Annotated in this window: 20 protein-coding genes, 2 riboswitches and 1 other annotated feature (1 of these 23 cut by a window edge); of the genes, 10 read left to right on the plus strand and 10 right to left on the minus strand. The window is 29.0% G+C overall.

From position 1 onward, the window contains the following. The gene (locus DY123_RS00765) at positions 1–423 is read right to left on the minus strand and encodes a MarR family winged helix-turn-helix transcriptional regulator (protein WP_140923613.1); all 423 of its coding nucleotides are present in this window, start codon (positions 421–423) and stop codon (positions 1–3) included. A gap of 109 nt (positions 424–532) precedes the next feature. Here DY123_RS00765 and DY123_RS00770 point away from each other — a divergent pair, with 109 nt between their 5' ends. Beyond that, the gene (locus DY123_RS00770) at positions 533–1042 is read left to right on the plus strand and encodes a YbhB/YbcL family Raf kinase inhibitor-like protein (protein WP_108982902.1); all 510 of its coding nucleotides are present in this window, start codon (positions 533–535) and stop codon (positions 1040–1042) included. A 37-nt stretch (positions 1043–1079) separates the two neighbouring features. Here DY123_RS00770 and DY123_RS00775 read toward each other — a convergent pair whose 3' ends face one another. Continuing rightward, complete coding sequence (locus tag DY123_RS00775; protein ID WP_140923615.1) at positions 1080–1406, minus strand: hypothetical protein; 327 nt, start codon at positions 1404–1406, stop codon at positions 1080–1082. A 121-nt stretch (positions 1407–1527) separates the two neighbouring features. On the opposite strand from DY123_RS00775, the gene DY123_RS00780 reads away from it, so the two are divergent. After that, a complete protein-coding gene (locus DY123_RS00780) occupies positions 1528–3372 on the plus strand; it encodes an FAD/NAD(P)-binding protein (protein WP_140934308.1) in 1845 nt (614 codons plus the stop codon). 39 nt (positions 3373–3411) lie between these two features. Here the strand turns inward: DY123_RS00780 and DY123_RS00785 are convergent, their stop codons facing one another. Both DY123_RS00785 and DY123_RS00790 read right to left on the minus strand, forming a co-directional pair. Then, entirely contained in the window at positions 3412–4029 is a 618-nt protein-coding gene (locus DY123_RS00785; RefSeq protein WP_140923619.1) for an LVIS_2131 family protein, read from the minus strand. Positions 4030–4148: 119 nt separating this feature from the next. After that, on the minus strand, positions 4149–5132 hold the full coding sequence (locus DY123_RS00790) for a D-alanyl-D-alanine carboxypeptidase family protein (protein WP_181398767.1): 984 nt from the start codon (positions 5130–5132) through the stop codon (positions 4149–4151). A 78-nt stretch (positions 5133–5210) separates the two neighbouring features. Next, a riboswitch (TPP riboswitch) is annotated at positions 5211–5301 on the plus strand. An 85-nt stretch (positions 5302–5386) separates the two neighbouring features. Here DY123_RS00790 and DY123_RS00795 point away from each other — a divergent pair. The 4 genes from DY123_RS00795 (at position 5387) to DY123_RS00810 (ending at position 8264) form a co-directional block, all read left to right on the plus strand. Further along, positions 5387–5941, plus strand: coding sequence for an ECF transporter S component (locus DY123_RS00795; protein ID WP_140923622.1), 555 nt, complete (start codon positions 5387–5389; stop codon positions 5939–5941). Positions 5942–5956: 15 nt separating this feature from the next. Then, positions 5957–7366 carry an ATP-binding cassette domain-containing protein gene (locus tag DY123_RS00800; RefSeq protein WP_140923624.1) on the plus strand — a complete coding sequence of 470 codons (1410 nt, stop codon included), beginning with the start codon at positions 5957–5959 and terminating at the stop codon, positions 7364–7366. Then, positions 7367–8008, plus strand: coding sequence for an energy-coupling factor transporter transmembrane component T family protein (locus tag DY123_RS00805; protein ID WP_140923626.1), 642 nt, complete (start codon positions 7367–7369; stop codon positions 8006–8008). A gap of 73 nt (positions 8009–8081) precedes the next feature. Then, complete coding sequence (locus DY123_RS00810) at positions 8082–8264, plus strand: LBP_cg2779 family protein (protein WP_105963838.1); 183 nt, start codon at positions 8082–8084, stop codon at positions 8262–8264. Between the two features lie 49 nt (positions 8265–8313). On the opposite strand, the gene DY123_RS00815 is transcribed toward DY123_RS00810, so the two are convergent. Both DY123_RS00815 and DY123_RS00820 read right to left on the minus strand, forming a co-directional pair. Then, a complete protein-coding gene (locus DY123_RS00815; protein ID WP_108982910.1) occupies positions 8314–9477 on the minus strand; it encodes a hypothetical protein in 1164 nt (387 codons plus the stop codon). A gap of 18 nt (positions 9478–9495) precedes the next feature. Beyond that, a complete protein-coding gene (locus DY123_RS00820; RefSeq protein WP_140923628.1) occupies positions 9496–10470 on the minus strand; it encodes an asparaginase in 975 nt (324 codons plus the stop codon). Between the two features lie 123 nt (positions 10471–10593). Next, a riboswitch (purine riboswitch) is annotated at positions 10594–10693 on the plus strand. A gap of 75 nt (positions 10694–10768) precedes the next feature. Between DY123_RS00820 and DY123_RS00825 the strand changes: the two genes are divergently transcribed. The 3 genes from DY123_RS00825 (at position 10769) to DY123_RS00835 (ending at position 13298) form a co-directional block, all read left to right on the plus strand. After that, a complete protein-coding gene (locus DY123_RS00825; RefSeq protein WP_263854102.1) occupies positions 10769–12079 on the plus strand; it encodes a nucleobase:cation symporter-2 family protein in 1311 nt (436 codons plus the stop codon). Between the two features lie 65 nt (positions 12080–12144). Beyond that, complete coding sequence (locus DY123_RS00830) at positions 12145–12519, plus strand: hypothetical protein (protein WP_140936356.1); 375 nt, start codon at positions 12145–12147, stop codon at positions 12517–12519. Positions 12520–12608: 89 nt separating this feature from the next. Then, positions 12609–13298, plus strand: a complete 690-nt coding sequence (locus DY123_RS00835) for an aquaporin (RefSeq protein ID WP_105963842.1) — start codon at positions 12609–12611, stop codon at positions 13296–13298. Here DY123_RS00835 and DY123_RS00840 read toward each other — a convergent pair. The 3 genes from DY123_RS00840 to DY123_RS00850 all read right to left on the minus strand — a co-directional run bounded on the left by DY123_RS00840 (position 13295) and on the right by DY123_RS00850 (position 15088). Beyond that, the gene (locus DY123_RS00840; RefSeq protein ID WP_140923632.1) at positions 13295–14143 is read right to left on the minus strand and encodes a DegV family protein; all 849 of its coding nucleotides are present in this window, start codon (positions 14141–14143) and stop codon (positions 13295–13297) included. The genes DY123_RS00835 and DY123_RS00840 overlap by 4 nt on opposite strands. Before the next feature lie 178 nt (positions 14144–14321). Continuing rightward, the gene (locus DY123_RS00845; RefSeq protein ID WP_140934309.1) at positions 14322–14801 is read right to left on the minus strand and encodes a DUF2798 domain-containing protein; all 480 of its coding nucleotides are present in this window, start codon (positions 14799–14801) and stop codon (positions 14322–14324) included. An 86-nt stretch (positions 14802–14887) separates the two neighbouring features. Further along, a complete protein-coding gene (locus DY123_RS00850; protein ID WP_140923634.1) occupies positions 14888–15088 on the minus strand; it encodes a hypothetical protein in 201 nt (66 codons plus the stop codon). A gap of 41 nt (positions 15089–15129) precedes the next feature. Between DY123_RS00850 and DY123_RS00855 the strand changes: the two genes are divergently transcribed. Continuing rightward, complete coding sequence (locus tag DY123_RS00855) at positions 15130–17490, plus strand: ATP-dependent DNA helicase (protein WP_140923636.1); 2361 nt, start codon at positions 15130–15132, stop codon at positions 17488–17490. Positions 17491–17516: 26 nt separating this feature from the next. On the opposite strand, the gene DY123_RS00860 is transcribed toward DY123_RS00855, so the two are convergent. Then, a complete protein-coding gene (locus DY123_RS00860; RefSeq protein WP_105963847.1) occupies positions 17517–18554 on the minus strand; it encodes a lactonase family protein in 1038 nt (345 codons plus the stop codon). 154 nt (positions 18555–18708) lie between these two features. After that, positions 18709–18806, plus strand: a binding site (T-box leader) (it continues 137 nt past the right edge of the window).

Raw genomic sequence — 18806 nt, forward strand, 5'->3', positions numbered from 1 at the left:
TTAATCCCCCATAATATAAATTATTTTTTTTAATCCTTTAGTTAATTCATTTAAATCTTTATCAGAAAAATTATCATTAATTAATTTTTGATTTTGATTCATAAAATCATTGATTTTAGATTGTAGTTTTAATGATTTATCAGTAAGAATAACTTGTTTTTTTCTTGCATCCAAAGAAGAAGGAATACGCTTAATTAATTGCTTCTTTTCCATCCTTTTTAGTAAAACTGAAGCAGTAGAACGTTGAATATAAAATTCTTCTTCAATATCTTTTTGGAATATTTCTTTTTGCTTGTTTAGTCTAAGAAAATCAATAATCGACATTTGAGTACTGGTTAAATCGTATTTTCTTGCCATGTTATCGAAATGTCTGACGAATTGAATAGATGCTACCTTTACTAAACGACCGATATTTTCTTTCAAATTAATTTCACCTCAATTTTAGTTAGCTAACTAACAATTATTATAAACGATTTGTTTTTATTTTCAAGATAAATTGGTTAGAATCAAGTTAAATGGAGGTTTTTTATTTATGGACATTAATATTCCAATGAAAAATGGTAATTTATTAGATAAATATACTAAACATACAGATAAAAAGTACAAAGAAAATGGAAGGCCTTCAATATCATTCCCCGTTGATATTGATAATATTCCTGCCGATACTAAGTCATTAGCATTTTCCTTAACTGACTTAGATTCAATTCCAGTGTGTGGATTTGAATGGATTCACTGGATTGGTGCTAACATTGATCCTAAAATTAAACACATCCCAGAAAATGCTGCCAAAGATAATTCAATTGAATACGATCATGGATACAATAGCTTAGCAGGTGGTTTATTAAACATGAAAAATGATCCTATGAGTTTAGGTTATGTCGGCCCTACTCCACCTGATAAAAAGCATAATTACACTTTTACAGTATATGCATTAGATAAAAAATTAGATTTAAAGACTGGTTTTTGGTATAACGAAATGATTCATAAAATGGATGGACATATCATCGAACAAGAGATTTTAAACCTTCCAGTTGAAAACTAAAAAAATAAAAAATGGCTAGTTCATAACTAGTCGTTTTTTACATTTTAGCGATTTTGATTGCTTCATCTTCTAATCTAAAACAAAGTCCCATGGCATCTTTTTTAAAATCTGAGATAAAATCTTTTTCTTTTGATTTGAATTCAGTAATCTTATCACCCGTTACACCAACAACGCTGATTATATCAACATCCAAGCTACCAGTATCATAGTGACCCTCTTCAGCTTCGTCTAAATAATCTTGAAATAAATCACTAACTGCTTTAGTGATAATATCATCTTCGCTTATATCTTCATAACCATCAATTTTTAAACGTGCCATTTTCAATTTTACTTCATCCATATTTTCTGGAATTGATTCGCTCATTTATAACACCATCCTTATTTATAATTTTATCACATCGATAACAATTATTTTAAAATCAAAAATATAAATTTTAAATCATTTCATGTTAACATTATTAATATAATAAAGGAGTGCTAAATATATGGATATAGCAATTATTGGAGCTGGTCCAAGAGGACTACTCTTATTAAATAATTTAATACAAAATAATAATCAACAATTAAATATTCATTTGTTTGATCGAAAAAACATTGGTGGTCGTGTTTGGAAAATAAATCAACCAATTGACTTAATTATGAACACCCCTGCTAATGAATTAACATTATTCAATGATGAACAAGCAAATAGCTATTCAATTGCTGATTGGATAAAATCAGATCAATCTAGCAAATTTATTCAATCATTAGATGAAAACAAATATCCAAATAAAAAAAATTTGTTTAATGCAATTAGTAGTATAAAAGACAATAGTTACGTCCCTAGGGCAATTTGTGGAGCTTACTGCAATTGGTTCTTTGAGTTGTTAAAAAATAAGATTAATAAAGATAACAATCTTAATCTTTCATTGCATCTTAATCAAACAGTTAATGATATTCAAAAAGATGGTAATCACTTCATTGTAAAATCACAAAAAAATTATACTGTTGATAAAGTTGTATTTAGTTTAGGACAACAAGAAAATAAGTTATCTAACACTGAAAAGTCTTTTAAAAAATATGCTAGTGAGAACAAGCTAACTTACATTCCCCCTGAATATGCAGATGAAGCTGATCTATCAAGCATTAATAATCAAAATACTGTAATCATTCGTGGATTAGGGCTTAGCTTCAATGATTATGTAAGTCGTTTAACTAAAGAACGTGGTGGTAAATTTATCAAGGATGAAAATGGTAAATTAAGTTACCATAAATCTGGAAATGAACCAAAAATTTTTGCTGGATCAAGACGTGGAATTCCATACTATCCCAAAGCAATTAGTCAAAAACAATTTGATGAGAACTACCCTGCTTATTTCCTAACTAAAGATAATATTAATAAACATCTTAAAGATGGTAAATTGCCATTTAAAGCTTTTCAAAAGCTATTAAGATTAGATGTTGAATATCGCTATTATACATTTTTAATCCAAAAAGATTATCCTAAGATTAACTTAGAATCATTTCAAAATGAATTTTTAAATAGTGATAATCCAATTGAGGTGGTTAAAAAATCAGGGTTATCGAGTGAAGCTATGTTCAATTGGGATTTAATTTTAAATCCTGTTGCTGGCATCAAAATTACCAACATGGGAGATTACCAAGACCATGTCAAAACATGGTTATCAACAGTAATCAATGATGCCAGATTAGGATCTAAAACAGGCCCCATTATTGGTTCACTGGAAATGTTAAGAGATTTAAGAAATAATATTAGATACGTTTTAGCTAATAATTTATTATCAAATGAAGATTATGTAAGTAAATATAAAGGACAATTTTCATCAAATATTAAATTCTTATCAATGGGTGCCCCAGTAATTAGAAGTGAAGAACTTTTAGCATTAATTAACGCTGGTATTATTGAAATTTTACCTCCTCAAATGCAAATTATTGGTGCTAACCATAAATTTATAACTCGTTCTGCATTCTATGGACACCAAATTATTCAAGGTGACGCCTTAATTGAGGCCAGAACAAATGCACCAAACGTAAATATCACAGATAATCCACTATTAAATAATTTAAAGAAAAATAATATGATCAAGCCACAAGTCATTCAATTAGCAGATGATGATGTTAATAATTCATCTATCGATATTAATGTTGAAAATGATCAAGTAAAAGGTGAACCTAATATGTTTACTTGGGGATTAAACACTGAAGGTTTGTATTTCGTTACAAGTGCTATTCCTAGACCTGGAGTTAAAGATGATATTTTAACTGCAGCTGACAATATCAGTAAAAATATTTTAAATCTTCCTGTTAAAAATCCAACTAAATATATGTAAAAATAGTCCAATAATCTAATGATTGTTGGACTATTTTAATTAATTTTTATAAATGAATGAGCTATCGGGCACTCTGATTAAAGTATATTCATGTGCTTGTCTACCTGCATGCATCCCTATACCATTCAAAAAATTGTTTTTATAAGTAGCTTTAACTTTAATTACCCAAGCTTTTTGATAATGATCATCTAATTTTTTTATGCTTTGTTTTTTCCAATCAAAAGCAAAATTAGGGATATTAATTGCATTATTATCCCCCATTAAAACATTGGATGAATTACTAGAAACTTGATTTATTTTATTTTTAATTAAATATGAATAAGACTGATTCAAATTAGGAGCTTTTTGCGTTAATACTTTAACATAGTAAGAATTTTTACCATTGGTATCCAATACTAATGGATTATATTCTCTTTTAATTGAAACATCTTTAGCTCTAATATTTGAATTAAAAGTTTCAAATATTATAAAACCTAATCCCAAAAACAAAATAATAAGTTGTGCTAAAGTTTTGTACAAATGTTTCCATGAAAAAGAATAATTGTTGTTTAAAATGATTCTACTTCTTCTTACACCAATATTATGTACTACAAATGCAGCATAAATAATTAGAGCAATCCAAAAAATCAAACCAATTAAGTTCCAGCTCGATTTCATAAATCTTCTCCTTCTATAAAGTGAACTAAATAAAAACGTAAAATTACATAATAAGTATTCTACACTATATCAGTAAAATTACCAAATTATTATTATAGAAATTAAAAGTATTATCTTATTTATTTGTACAACGTAGAATTCTTGTATACAAATTTCATTAATTTAATAGTATTACTAAATTCATCATCATCATTCAAAGTAACTGTTACTAAGCGATCTTTGCCTTTTACTTTACCTGTACCAACAAAACATAACCCAGCAGAATCAGTATAACCAGTCTTTAGTCCGTCCACACCTAAACTAGGATCATAAAATTCTTTTCCGGGTAATAAACCATTCTCATTATAAATAGTTTGGTCACCATCATAAGTGACAGCTTGGATTGAATCATCAACAATGGATGGATATGCTTTTAAAATATAAACTGCAATTTTACCAATATCTTTTGCAGAGACCTCATTACCATCATTATCATTGCCAACTTGATTATAGCCATAATGCTTAAGGTCACTATTCTCCAAACCAGATGATGATACAAAATGTGCTTTCAATCCCCAGATTTTAGCTTGTTGATTCATCATATTAATAAACTTTTTATTGCTACCTGCTACCCATTCACCCAGAGCAATTGCCGCATTATTAGAGGAACGAATTAAAGCAGCCTTATAAAGTTCTTTAACTGTATACTTATGATTTTGCTTAAAATCAAAGCCACCTAAATCATAACTATGACTCATTCTAACTAAATTAGGATTAGTGGTATTAACAATTTGATTCCAAGCATGATTTTTTTGTGCTTTTTGAATCACCAAATATAAAGTCATTAATTTAGATAATGATGCAATTTTTTCAGGCTTGTTTTCATTATGTGCGTAAACTATTTGACCATTTTTGGCATCAATGGCTATCATAGCTTCTGGTTCACCTAAAAATTTGGGTTTTATTTTGTGCGAAATTAAATTGTATTTAAAATAAATATTATGATTTTGATTTTCAATCTTATTAAAAGATTTTGTAAAAATTGAACCTTTACTAATAAATCCGAGACCTATTATAAAGGCAATTATTATGGCAACAAAAACGACTAATTTTTTTCTATTCATCATCGATTCTACTTTCTGTATATAAATATAGGTTGATTTTAGTTTAATTTAATTGTATAGTACTTATGAAATAAATATTACTAATGTTTGGGGTGCCATTTAGGCTGAGATAAACCCATTGTACCTGATTCAGGATAATCCCTGCGAAGGAAAACAATACCTTTTACCTTATATCGTTGTGCTTTCAACAGTAATCTAAAGGGCTCCAAACTTTTTTGGGGCTCTTTTTTTATGCCCCTGGAAGGAGTAACAATATGCAAAAAACTTGGAATTTAAGAAATATTATATTATTAACCTTAATTTCTATTATATGCGGAATTATTTTCTTTGCTACTGGTTTTATATATAATTCTTTATCATTAATGTTAACCCCATTTGGTTTAGCACCATTTGCCAATGACATATTAATTGGTTTATGGATTATGGCAGCCCCATTAGCTAGTTTCATTTTTAAAGCTCCTGGAGCATCCATATTATCAGAAGTTTTGGGATCAATTGTAGAAATGTTTCTAGGTGGACAATGGGGTGCCTCCACTATGATTAGCGGATTTATTCAAGGTGTAGCCTCTGAATTGGGCTTTACTCTAACGAAATATAAACATTACGATTGGATTGGAATCATTAGCACCACTTTAACTACAACCATTATCACATTTATATGGGACTGCTTCAAAAATGGTTATAGTGCTTATAGTATTCATATGCTAATTTTATTATTCATCACTAGAATGATATCAATTTTTATATTTAGTGGCATTTTAACCAAATTAGTTACTAACATGTTAACTAAAAGTAATGTAATTAAATAATAGGAGTAAAATAACTTGGCTACATTAACTATTAAGAATTTAAAATTTAACTATGCAAAAAACAAAATACCAATATTTAATGATGTAAATTTACATTTTGCACCTAAAACACTTTCAATAATTCACGGACCTTCTGGTTGTGGTAAATCAACCTTGTTAAAAATCATTGCGAGACTGTATCCAAAATATAGTGAAGGTATCACTTCTGGTAAAATATTTTTAAATCAAAGAGATATTAATTTAATTAATGAACTTTCATTTAGAAAACAAATTGCTATGATGTTTCAAAATCCCAATCAACAGTTTTGCATGCAAAACGGATATGACGAACTAATATTTACCATGGAAAATTTGCAATTACCAAATGATAAAATCAGTAAAAAAATTAATGAAGCCATTCAATTTGGCAATATAAGTAATATTATACATCATCCCTTTGATACTTTATCAGGCGGTGAAAAGCAAAGAGTAGCATTATCCATAATATATGCAATAAATCCCAATATTATTTTATTGGATGAACCTTTTGCCAGCGTTGATTATGAAACTAGAAAAATATTGATTGGAAAATTAGATCAATTAAAACATATGGGAAAAACGATCATAATTGTTGACCATGATTTGTCTTTATACGAAAAAACATTTGATAATTTAATTATATATAATAATAATAATAATTTTAAGTCTATTTCATATAAAGCATCTATTAGAAAGTTTGAAGAGTTTCAAATATCTCCTGCGATAAAATGTTCCATACCAAATAATCAGCCTATCACCCTAGAACTTCAAAATATATCTATAAATAATGGTGATAAAAAATTAATCCAGAACAATAGCATTAATTTCTATCAAGGATATACAACGCTAATTACTGGTAAGAATGGTTCTGGTAAAACATCATTATTTAACACTTTAATAAAATTACACCCATTTAATGGTGAAGTAATATTTAATCAAAAAAATATCAGAAAAATAAGGACTGCTAAATATTACAAAGACATTGGTATTATCTTTCAAGATTCAGACAAACAATTCATTAAATTAACCGTCAAAGAAGAAATTCAATTATCAATAAAAAAACATAATCATAAATTATTTTCTACGATAGAAATTGATAATTTTATCAAAAATTTAGGATTAGAGTCATTATTAGATCAAGTAGTATATTCATTAAGTGAAGGTCAACAAAAAAAGTTGCAAATTCTATCAATGCTAATTATGGGTCATTCAGTTTTACTATTAGATGAACCCTTTAAGGGTGTGGATTTAAAATCGATTAAAGTCATAAATGACATGATAAAACTGGCTAAAAAAAGAGGTCAAACTCAAATAATTATTAGCCATCAAAGATATGAACTAAAAGAATTAATAGACTTTCATATAACCTTAAGCAATAGAAATTTGGAGTATAAGGAGTCTTTTTAAATGAATCCAGCGCTTAAATTAATCACTATTTTAATAATTGCAATTGAAATATCATTTACGCAAAATTTGATATTAAATTTTATCATTATAATTGTTAGTTTATTAATAATAATCTTAAACAAGATAAGTTTAAAAAGTTTATTGTACATTTTTTTAGTACCTATAATTCCAGCAATTGGAATTTATACTGCTCAACTAATAAATGGTAGTACAAATTATGGTATCATCCTTGCAACAAGAGTTTATGCATATGTATTTTTAGGCACAACTTTTACTAAAACCGCATCGATTAAAGATTTGATATTTACACTTGAACAAAATTTTAAGTTACCTGCTAAATTTGCATATGGAGTACTAGGAGCATTTAATTTAACTGAGACTATCCGAAAAGAAATCAAACAAATTAAATTAGCCGCCGCAATGCGAAATGTTCATTTAACTTTCTTTTCCCCTACTTTATACTTTAAGAGTATTATGTCAGCATTGAATTGGTCTAATTTATTGGCTGAAGGCATGACATCTCATTTATTTATTGAAGATAGTCCTAGAACTCACTTTAAAAATATAAATATAAATAAATTGGATTACGTCAAAATGATTATTATAATTTTTCTTGTTCAAATAATGTTAATCAAATTTTGAAACTAAATTAATGTGTAAATTCATAATTACGTTATAATGAAATTAGATGCTAATTACATAGGGGGCATTTCAGATGGAACGTAAAATGAACAATATTTCTGAAGAAATCATTAATTATCAAAAGGATCATGATATCCCAGATACTTTATTAGCTTTTAAATTACATTTTAGTGTAGAAGAATTACACGATATTAAAAGTATGGAAAAATCACCAAACCAAGACGAAGTTAATATAATTAAACAAACTTTAGCTTAATCTGAAATTCATGAAAAAAGGTACTACGCATATGTGTAGTACCTTTTTTTTACAAATCACCATTTAATTTTAATCGTCGTTCATCTAAATAAGCTTGAATATAATCAAATCCAATTTCAGCAATATCATTTACAGGAATCTCCTTATCATTAATAAAGAAAGTTCTAGTTTCATCTAACAAATTAAATTTAATATATTCATTTGTAATTAAAGAAGGATATCCTAAAAACACATTTCCATTTTTTAACTGTAGTCTAATTAAATGTTTCATACTTAATGATTGATTTAACAATAATAATAAATTATTTTCAGTTATATCAAATTGACGATCTGCGTTTAAAACCGGTTGTCTCTCAATTTTTTGCTTAATATTATTTTGAACCATCAATTGCATAATTTTTAAATAGTCAGTATTAATGGTGACACTATCAATAGCTAACATTCGCATCAATACGTATCCACCAAACTGTCCTGCCATATCAACAACTTTTAGGATAATGCTATCTTCATTAATCATAATAACTTTTCCAACATAAAAGTAATTATGATTATATCTAGCATTAACTTCAATAAAACTTTGTTGATCAAAAGAATGAGTTAACATTTCAATAATGTGATTAATAGATTTAGCTGTATGTGCAATTGAATCACTAGGAGTAACCTTATCAATGACCTTACTCATTGTTTCAAGTTCGCGACCTTGAAATTCTATTAATCTAATATTACTAAATGCAAAATTCTTTGAATAATTGTCAGACAATTTAAATTTATTAATGACTAAAAATTCAATGCCATCATTGTTCACTTTTTTGATAATCCCTGTATAAAATTTTTCTGAATCATTTTCTTGAATTAACATCATTTGTTTATCTAAATAACTTTGAATTAAAATTTGTTGAAATAAGTTAATCTTACTAGCAAAATGCACTGGTTTTGGAGAAAATTGTAATAAATTATCGTTTTCAACCACTACCATTTTTTCTTCTATGCGATCTAAATCTTCGCTTTTATGCTCAATACTTTCAATTGAAAATAACTTAATTGCAACAAAGCCATCAGCCATTGCAGTTGATTCATAAGTTTTAACCAAAACTTCATGTTCATTATATCGGTCAATATAACCAGTATAAAAAATATCACCTGATACTAGATAAATGTTAACTAACAAATGATTTAGGTATGCTTTCCTTATTTCTTCTAGTACATACTCCATATTTAAAAACCTCAAATTTTAAGAAATTGCGTTGCCCATAAAACGGGCTAATTCTTGGCCTGATTTACCAGCACTAAGGCCTACTATTAATTTAATTCTAGCCTTTTGGCCATTTAATCCATGACAAATAGTTAGTCCCATATCTTGCAGTTCAATTCCACCACCATGGTAAGCATAGATATCTTGAGCAACTCCATTGATACATCTCGATACTAAAATAATTGGAATATGACGCTTTAATAATTTTTGTATTGCAGGTAAAGTTGCAGGTGGTAAATTACCTGCTCCAAGGCCTTCAATGACTAATCCCTTAGTTGTATCATTATCTAAAGCATCAAATAATGTTCCATCCATGCCAGCAAAACCTTTAATTAAATAAACACCATCAATGACCTTATTAATATCTACTACTTCACTTTGAATTAATTCTTGGAAAAATGATGGATGATGTTTACTAATAATCCCAATTGGACCAAAGGTTGGGGTTCTAAAAGTTGCTACATTCGTAGTATGGGTCTTAGTTACATATCTAGCAGTATGAATTTCATCATTCATTACTACTAAGACACCCTTTCCCTTCGCATCTTCACTTGCTGCAGTAGCTGCAGCATTCAATAAATTATAAAGTCCGTCAGATCCAATTTCGTTAGAAGAACGCATTGCACCTGTGACAACTACTGGCATATCATTTTTTAATGTTAAGTCTAAAAAGTATGCAGTCTCTTCCAAAGTATCAGTACCATGCGTAACAACTACACCATAGTATCCTTCATCTTCTGCTTCTTTAATACGTTTAACAATTTTCAACATTACTTTTGGCGTAATGTGTGGTGAAGGTAAGTTAAACAATTCTTCATTTACAATTTTAATATTACGACCTAATAAATTATCTTGATTCGCAATAGGATTCTTTTCATTTTGAACTACTTCTCCACTATCATCTTGAGACATAGAAATAGTTCCACCTGTATGGATTGCTAAGATTTTCTTCAAGACTAAATGCCTCCCAATAATATAGAAACTAATACTTTATATTGTACATTTAATTAATTACTATCACAATTATATAATATGGTAAGGTTGCTTTTTTAAATATTTTAATATATTATTTATTTTAATAATATATATTTTGTTGCCTATATAATTACTAAAATATGGTTAGTAAGTTTCTACCTGGAACCTTAAATTTCAGACTATAAGCGAAATGATCTAAATCCTTTTGCTTATGCATAGGGATTTTTTTATTTGCTTATTTACATATAGGTCAATAGTAAAATTTAGGAGGATTATTTTGAATAATAGTGAAAAAGGCTTAAAGCAAGTTTCACATTTAAAGGCTGCTGTTTTAGGGCTACAACATTTATTAGCTATGTATTCCGGCGATATCATAGTACCGTTATTAATTGGAGCATTTCTACATTTTAATGCTGCTCAAATGACTTATTTAGTTTCTGCAGATATTTTTATGTGTGGAATTGCCACTTTGCTTCAACTTAAACGCACCCCTATTACAGGAATTGGATTACCAGTTGTCTTAGGATGTGCAGTCCAAGTTATTACGCCACTTGAAACAATTGGCGGTACTCTAGGTGTTACCTATATCTATGGTGCAATTATTTGCTCTGGATTGTTTGTCTTCTTAATTTCTGGACTATTTTCAAAATTAAGAAGATTTTTCCCACCAGTTGTAACTGGATCATTGATTACAATTATTGGATTTTCATTAGTTCCAGTTGCCGTGCAAGATTTGGGTGGTGGTGATGCTACTGCTAAAACATTTGCTAATGCTCAAAATCTAACTGTTGGTTTAGTTACAATGGTAGTTGTGTTACTAATTAATATTTTTGGTAAAGGCTTTTTAAGATCAATCTCAGTATTAGTTGGGATGATTGTTGGAACTGGTTTAGCTGGTGCTATGGGAATGATTTCATTAAGCTCAGTTTCAAGTGCTAGTTGGTTCAAATTACCACAGCCATTTTACTTTGGTACCCCTCACTTTAGTTGGTCAGCTATTTTAACAATGATTTTAGTATCATTAACTACAATGGTTGAATCTACTGGAGTATTCTTAGCTTTAGGTGATTTAACTGGTCGTAAATTAAGTAGTAAAGAATTAGCCAAAGGATATCGTGCAGAAGGAATTGCAGCTATGCTTGGTGGAATTTTTAATACTTTTCCATACTCAACATTCTCTGAAAATGTTGGAGTTGTCCAATTATCAGGAATCAAAACTAAGCGCCCTATTTACTATGCTGGTTTGTTCTTATTAATTTTAGGATTATTACCTAAGGTTGGAGCTTTTGCTACTGTTGTACCAAGTTCAGTTCTTGGTGGTGCAATGATTGTAATGTTTGGAATGGTTGGAGTTCAGGGTATTAGAATTCTTCAACAAGTTGATTTCAATAAAAATGCTAACTTATTAATCGTTGCAATTGCCGTAGGATCAGGAATTGGTGTTACTGTTTATCCTCAAATATTTAGTTCATTCCCTAAAGCAGCACAAATTATCTTAGATAATGGGATTGTTGTTGGTGGATTCATGGCTGTACTAATAACTGTATTGTTCAGTATCAGTGGACAAATTAAATTAGATAAAGAATAATCAAAATAATCACTATACAAAATGTATAGTGATTATTTTTTTACAAACAACCTACTTGATAATAAATGAAAGCTAGAACTAGAATTAAGTATGAGGTGATTGAAATGACCAAAAAGAAAATACTTAATATGGAAGAAAAAATTATTCATGATATGGATGACTTTTTGGTAGAATATGGAGCTAAAAAATTAGGCAACGATGTTGACGTTGCTAATAAAATTTATGAAACTGGTAAAAGTAATATTAAAAACTTAGATAACTTATTCAATGACCAAGGATTTGGCAGAACTGAAAAGTTTTACAATATTGGTGTTGGATACTTAAACGACGTTTACGATCACAATAGTGAAATTGTAAATCAAAAAGCACCTGAAATTGCTAAAAAAGCTTTCAATTACTTAGGTAAAAATGAACAAGCATTAGATGCTTGGGAAGCATAAAAAAGCAAGCCTATATTTATGGCTTGTTTTTTTATGATAAATATTATTTAATTTTAATATAAAATATTTAGCAAAGGAGGAATCAATCAATGAAATCATTATTAGGAGAGTTTATCGGTACATATATTATGTTATCGCTTGGACTAGTAAGTAGTGTTGTAGTTAATTACTTCTTATTTCCAAAGCATCAAAACCGTTTCCTAACGGGATTTTATTGGGGGCTTAGTATCCTAATTCCTTCATTCATAACAACTATTTTCTTTGGCACTGCTGGATTTAATCCTGTAGTTTCATTAACATTAGCTGTCAGCGGAAAAATAAGTTTCTGGATATTTGTTGGTGAAGTCATTACACAAATTTTTGGAGCTTGGTTAGCATCATTAACAGTTAAGCTAGTTTGGTCTAAATGGCTTAGAAGCTTACCATTAAACCTTAACTTTTATGCAACTGTTCCAAGAAACATTAATAATTGGCGTGCTAATTTTGGATGGGAAATATTTGGTACATTTTTAATTGTGGTAAATACTCAAACATCATCTAATTTACAAAGTCCCTGGTGGATTAAGACTATTTGGTCATCCATCTTGATGACTATTATCATTTCGGTTATCGCACCAATCACTGGTGCTGCCTTTAACCCTACTCGTGATATTATCCCTCGTTTCTTCTTTTCAAGAACTTATGATAAAAGATTATCACAATGGAAATATTCGATTGTCCCACTACTAGGACCAATTATCGGTGGTATTTTAGGTATAATATTTAGCTTTTTCCTTTAAGACCATTTCTTGCAGGTCATAACAGCAAATGCATCGTTACCAGTATGTGTGGCAACAATCGCAGAAGTATATAACATTGAAATCTCAGCGTCTGGGAACATTTCTCCTAGACGTTTTTTTATTACTAATGGGAAAGTATCATCACCTGTATAACTAATGCCAATAAATTCAAATTGTTCATCTTTTACACTTTCACAATATTTATCTAGCCATTTAGTAAATGTTTTCTTCCCACGACCTTTAACTTGCAAATCCATGTCTTTGGGTAAAACTTCGAAAATAACATGAAGATTAATTAACTTTGAAATAATCCCCTTGGCTTTACTAATTCTACCGCCTCGAACCAGGTTTTCTAAAGTACTAGCACCAATATAAAGGTTACTATTTTCAATCATTTTATCTACTGCTGCTGAAATTTCATCAAGATTATATTCATTTGAATTAGCTAACTTAGCAGCACTAGTTACAATATGACCTAAACTTTGATCAATAAAATGAGTATTAATAACTTTAACTGTCCCATCAGCAATTTGTGCTGCTTGTTGGGCAGCATGTACAGTTCCACTTAATAAGTCTGTCATATGAATTGATAATACAGTATCACCATTAGCGGTCAGACTGTTATATAATTCAACAAAATCACCAATTGATGGTTGACTAGTAATTGGGAAATCACCTTTGGGATTATCTTCAAGATTTTTAATTAATTTTTTACCATTGATATCAATATCATCCTTAAATGATTGCTCACCAATACTTACATTCAGAGGAATAACTTTAATTCCTAATTCTTTAACTATTTTATCTGGAATTAATGCTGTTGAATCAGTTACAATTTTAATCATTTTAATTCTCCTTTGGCTTACGTATTCATATATCACTATGATAAAGGTATTTATATATTTTTTCACTATCTTTTTATAAGTATCAATCTAAAATTCAATTATATGGTATATTTAAAAAACTTATTATATATATATATAATAAAAAAATAGACGGCTAAATATAGCCATCTATCTTTGTTTAAACTTCGCTAGAATTGCCACTTGATTGAATTTTATTTAGTCCCATACGACTAATAGGACCAACAATAATTAATTGTAATGGTAAAGCAACGATTAAATTAAAAATCCATGCATGTGCATAAATTCCAAAAGAAATATTTCCTAAACCAAATGTTACAATAATCCCAAATAGTGACATTAATGTTACCATTCCTAAGACCATTAGACATGAAATCCATAAAGCAATCTTAATTGGTGTTGCTTCCCATTCAGGTTTAAAAATAAATTTAAAAAAGATTCCTTTAACGATTGGTCCTACTAATACTAAGTCCAAAATAGCAGCAACAATTAACGCTAATGGGTAACCTTTTAGAACATCTAAAATAAAACCTGAATTAACACCACTTGCAATGGCAATATTATATGCTTCCATAACGATAACCATCATTCCAGCCATCATTCCAGTAAACATTAATTCTTCTTTAAAATTTCTTGGCATTAATACAATCTCCTTATTAAAATAGTACTGTTATCAACAATTTCAACCATACCATGCTAAAAAATTCTTCGTAAGTTACAATTATGTTACAAATTCCACATGTCTTTAATAATTTGAGTTTGCATAAATTTACATATTAATTCCACCATTTGATCTGGCATGTAAGTACCAGCATCTAATGTTGCTGCTTGCTGATTAATTTGAGTAATCATTAAACCACTATGCTCAATTTTTATATTATATTTTGCAAATACTAAAACTAATTGTTTTAATTCATTTTCATTCATACATAAAACTACTTTCATAATTTATTTTTCAGAGGTGATTTATCATTAATAAAATTGGTGTCCGTGACTTAGTAGAATTCACTCTTAAAAGTGGTGATTTAAATAGTAAGCTAAATAGTAATAATACTGCTCAACAAGGAGCTAAAATTCATCGTAAACTACAGAAAAAACATGGCAAAGAATACCAAGCTGAAGTGCCCCTTGCCAAAAATATCAAAATGAATAATATTAATTTTCAAATTGATGGTCGCATTGACGGTCTTATTTTAAAAGAAAATCAGGCTGAAATTGAAGAAATCAAAACTTCAGATACTATCTTTGAAGATTTACCTAATAGTATTTTGCAACTTTATTGGGGACAAGCACAAGCTTATGCTTATTTATTAATGGATGCGAATCCTAAGATTAAAAAAGCTACACTTAAATTAACATATGTACAGACCCCTGATGAACAAATAACAGTAAAGTTTAAAGAAATTGGTCAAGCTGAGTCTAAGCAATTCTTTCAATCATTAATTAATGAATATGAAGAATGGCTAAAATTACGTAGTGATATTGTCGCCAAACGTAATAAATCAGCTCAAGCAATGAAATTTCCCTTTACAAGTTTTCGTAAAGGTCAACGTGAATTATCTGCGGCTGTTTATAAAACCATTGCATTCAATAAGCATTTATTTGCCCAAGCTCCTACTGGAACTGGTAAGACCATTTCCACATTATTTCCAGCCATTAAAGGTATGGGTGAAAAATTATGTAATCGTATTTTTTATTTAACCGCTAAACAAAGTACCCAAAATATCGCTGAAAATACAATGAATTTGATGGCCAATAAAGACTTATATATCAAAAGTATTACCATAACATCAAAAGAAAAGATCACTTTTGATGAAGAAAAAGATTTAAAGCCTGAGGATAATCCTTATATGGTTGGATATTATGACCGTTTAAAACCAGCTATCAAAAAAGTATTGGAAAATGAAAATCAAATAACCAGAAATGTTGTGCAAAAGTATGCAAAAAAATACACGCTAGATCCATTTGAATTTTCATTAGATTTAAGTCTCTTTTGTGACGTTATTATTGGCGACTATAATTATTTATTTGATCCACAAATATATCTACAAAGATTTTTCGCAGTAGAAGATTCAAATAACGTACTTTTAATTGATGAAGCTCATAATTTAGTAGATCGTTCTCGTGATATGTATTCTGCTGAATTGAGTGACAGTAAATTAAATGAATTAATAAAAATGAGCAAACATAATCCTGATATTAACGATAAGTTGCATCGGGCCCTAAAGTCCTTTAAACAGTCTTTTAATATTAATACTAAAGTGCTAAAGGATAATAATGTTGATCAAATAAACGTCACAGAACCACTAGATGCATTTAACAAACAAGTAAACAAATTAGTAGATAAAATTCATGCTTGGCTAAAGAAAAATCATCCAGAAGATAAGTTAAATGATGAGATTTTGGAATATTATTTTAAGTTATTGCATTATCAAAAAATCAATGAATATTATGACGATACTTATAAAACTAGAATTTATCATGATTACAATAACAATATTATAATCAAACTTTTCTGTATGGATCCCAGCCCTCATTTAAGTGAATCATTACAATTAGGTGGCAGTGCAATTTTATTTTCTGCAACCCTATCACCTATGAATTATTACCAAAGAGTATTAGGTCATGAAGATGATAGTTTAGCTTTTGAAATTGAATCTCCATTTCCGATTAATAATCAACAATTAATTAGCACCAATTATATCGAAACGACTTATAAACAAAGAAATAATAGTATCAACTTAATCATTGAAAGCATATTCGACATGATCAGTAGCAAAAAAGGTCATTATATGATTTTTGCTCCATCAAATAAATATTTGTTAATGATCGTCGAAGCCTTTGAAAAAAGATATCCTCACATACAAACAATTGTACAAAAAGCATCGATGGATGATAAAGCAAGACAATCATTTATTGATCAATTTAAAAATAATCAAAGTAAAATTTTAGTTGGATTCGCCTTATTAGGTGGTATTTTTAGTGAAGGAATCGACCTAAAATATGATGACTTAATTGGGGTAGGAATTGTTTCTGTCGGATTGCCCGGATTAAGTGCCGAAAATAATTTAATTAGAGATTATTTCGATAAAGAAAATGGCCACGGCTTTGAATATGCTTATCAACTTCCTGGATTAAATAATGTGATGCAGGCAGCCGGTAGATTAATTAGAACTAACCATGATTTAGGAAATATTATACTTATAGATCGTAGATTCAGTCAGCAAAGATATCAAAAATTTTTCCCTAACAATTGGAATGTAAAAATTTCTTATAATAAAAATAATACTAAAAACTTAATAGATAATTTCTGGAATAATAAAAAATAACGCACTTTAAAGTGCGTTATTTTTTATTAATATTCTTGAGCTACACAAACGCCTTCTGGAACCATAAAGTCTTTTTGAATAACTGATAATTTACCAGATTCCTTATCACGAGCATATAATGTAGCGTTATCACTATTTTGATTAACAGCAATTACGAAACTTTCATCCGAATTGAAGTTAAAGTCACGTGGAAAATCACCTTCAGTTGGTATTAATTGAACACGTGCAACTTTGTCGTTATCTTTAGCTTCAAAAACAGCTAAACTATTATTTCCACGGTTTGAAACATAGATAAAGCGGCCATCTTCAGACATTCTAATAGCAGCAGATCCATTATGATCAGCCCAATCATGAGGAATCGTATCTACAATATGTTTAACTTCAAATGAACCATTTTCAGCATCGTATCTTAGAACCGCTAACTTACTACTTAATTCTCCTACCAAGTAAGCAAGATGTTTCTTTGGATCAAATACAATATGTCTTGGACCAAATCCTGGTTCCATGTGTAAACATGAAACTTCAGTTAAACTACCATCTTCATCATTAATATCATAAACGTAAACACGATCTTGTCCTAAGTCAACAACAACTAAACGATTATCTGGAGTTAAATCTGCATAATGAGGATGTGCCCCATTTTGTTGCTCAGGTCTTGGGCCAACATGTCCTTCATGAACAACTTTATTTTGGAAATCAATTGAACCATCTGATTCAATTTTATATACCATTACTTCACCTGTATGATAATTAGCAGTATATACAAATTGACGTTGTTCATCAACAGTAATGTAAGCTGGATTAGTGGCTTCATTAATACAACGATTAATTTCTGTAGTTGGACGAGTAGAAGCATCTAAAGCCATTGCTCCACCAGCACCATTTTCAGCTTTATCAACTGAATAAATTTTATTATCCTTTGACATAGCTACATATGTAGGATTTCTACCTTTAGCAACGAATTGTAAATTCTTTAATTCTTTTTTGTCAGTGTCTAAATCAATTTCATAAACACCTTTACTAAGTTTCGTAGTATACGTTCCAATTAAGAACTTTTCAATCATGTTAAAATCTCACTTTCAACTAGAATTATATTAATAATGTATACTTCTATTATACATATTTTTATATCAATCAGAAATGGTTTGATAATCTTATTATCTATTTTATGTTGACTATTCATAAATTACAATTATAATTATTAATAATTGATTAAATAATTAGGTTTTGATGAGAAAAGTAGTTAATTAATAATTTTTCAGAAAGTTCATGGTTGATGAAAATGAGCAAATTATTATTAATGAAAATGGTCTCTG

Source organism: Apilactobacillus micheneri, from assembly GCF_006493595.1.
Classification (GTDB): domain Bacteria; phylum Bacillota; class Bacilli; order Lactobacillales; family Lactobacillaceae; genus Apilactobacillus; species Apilactobacillus micheneri.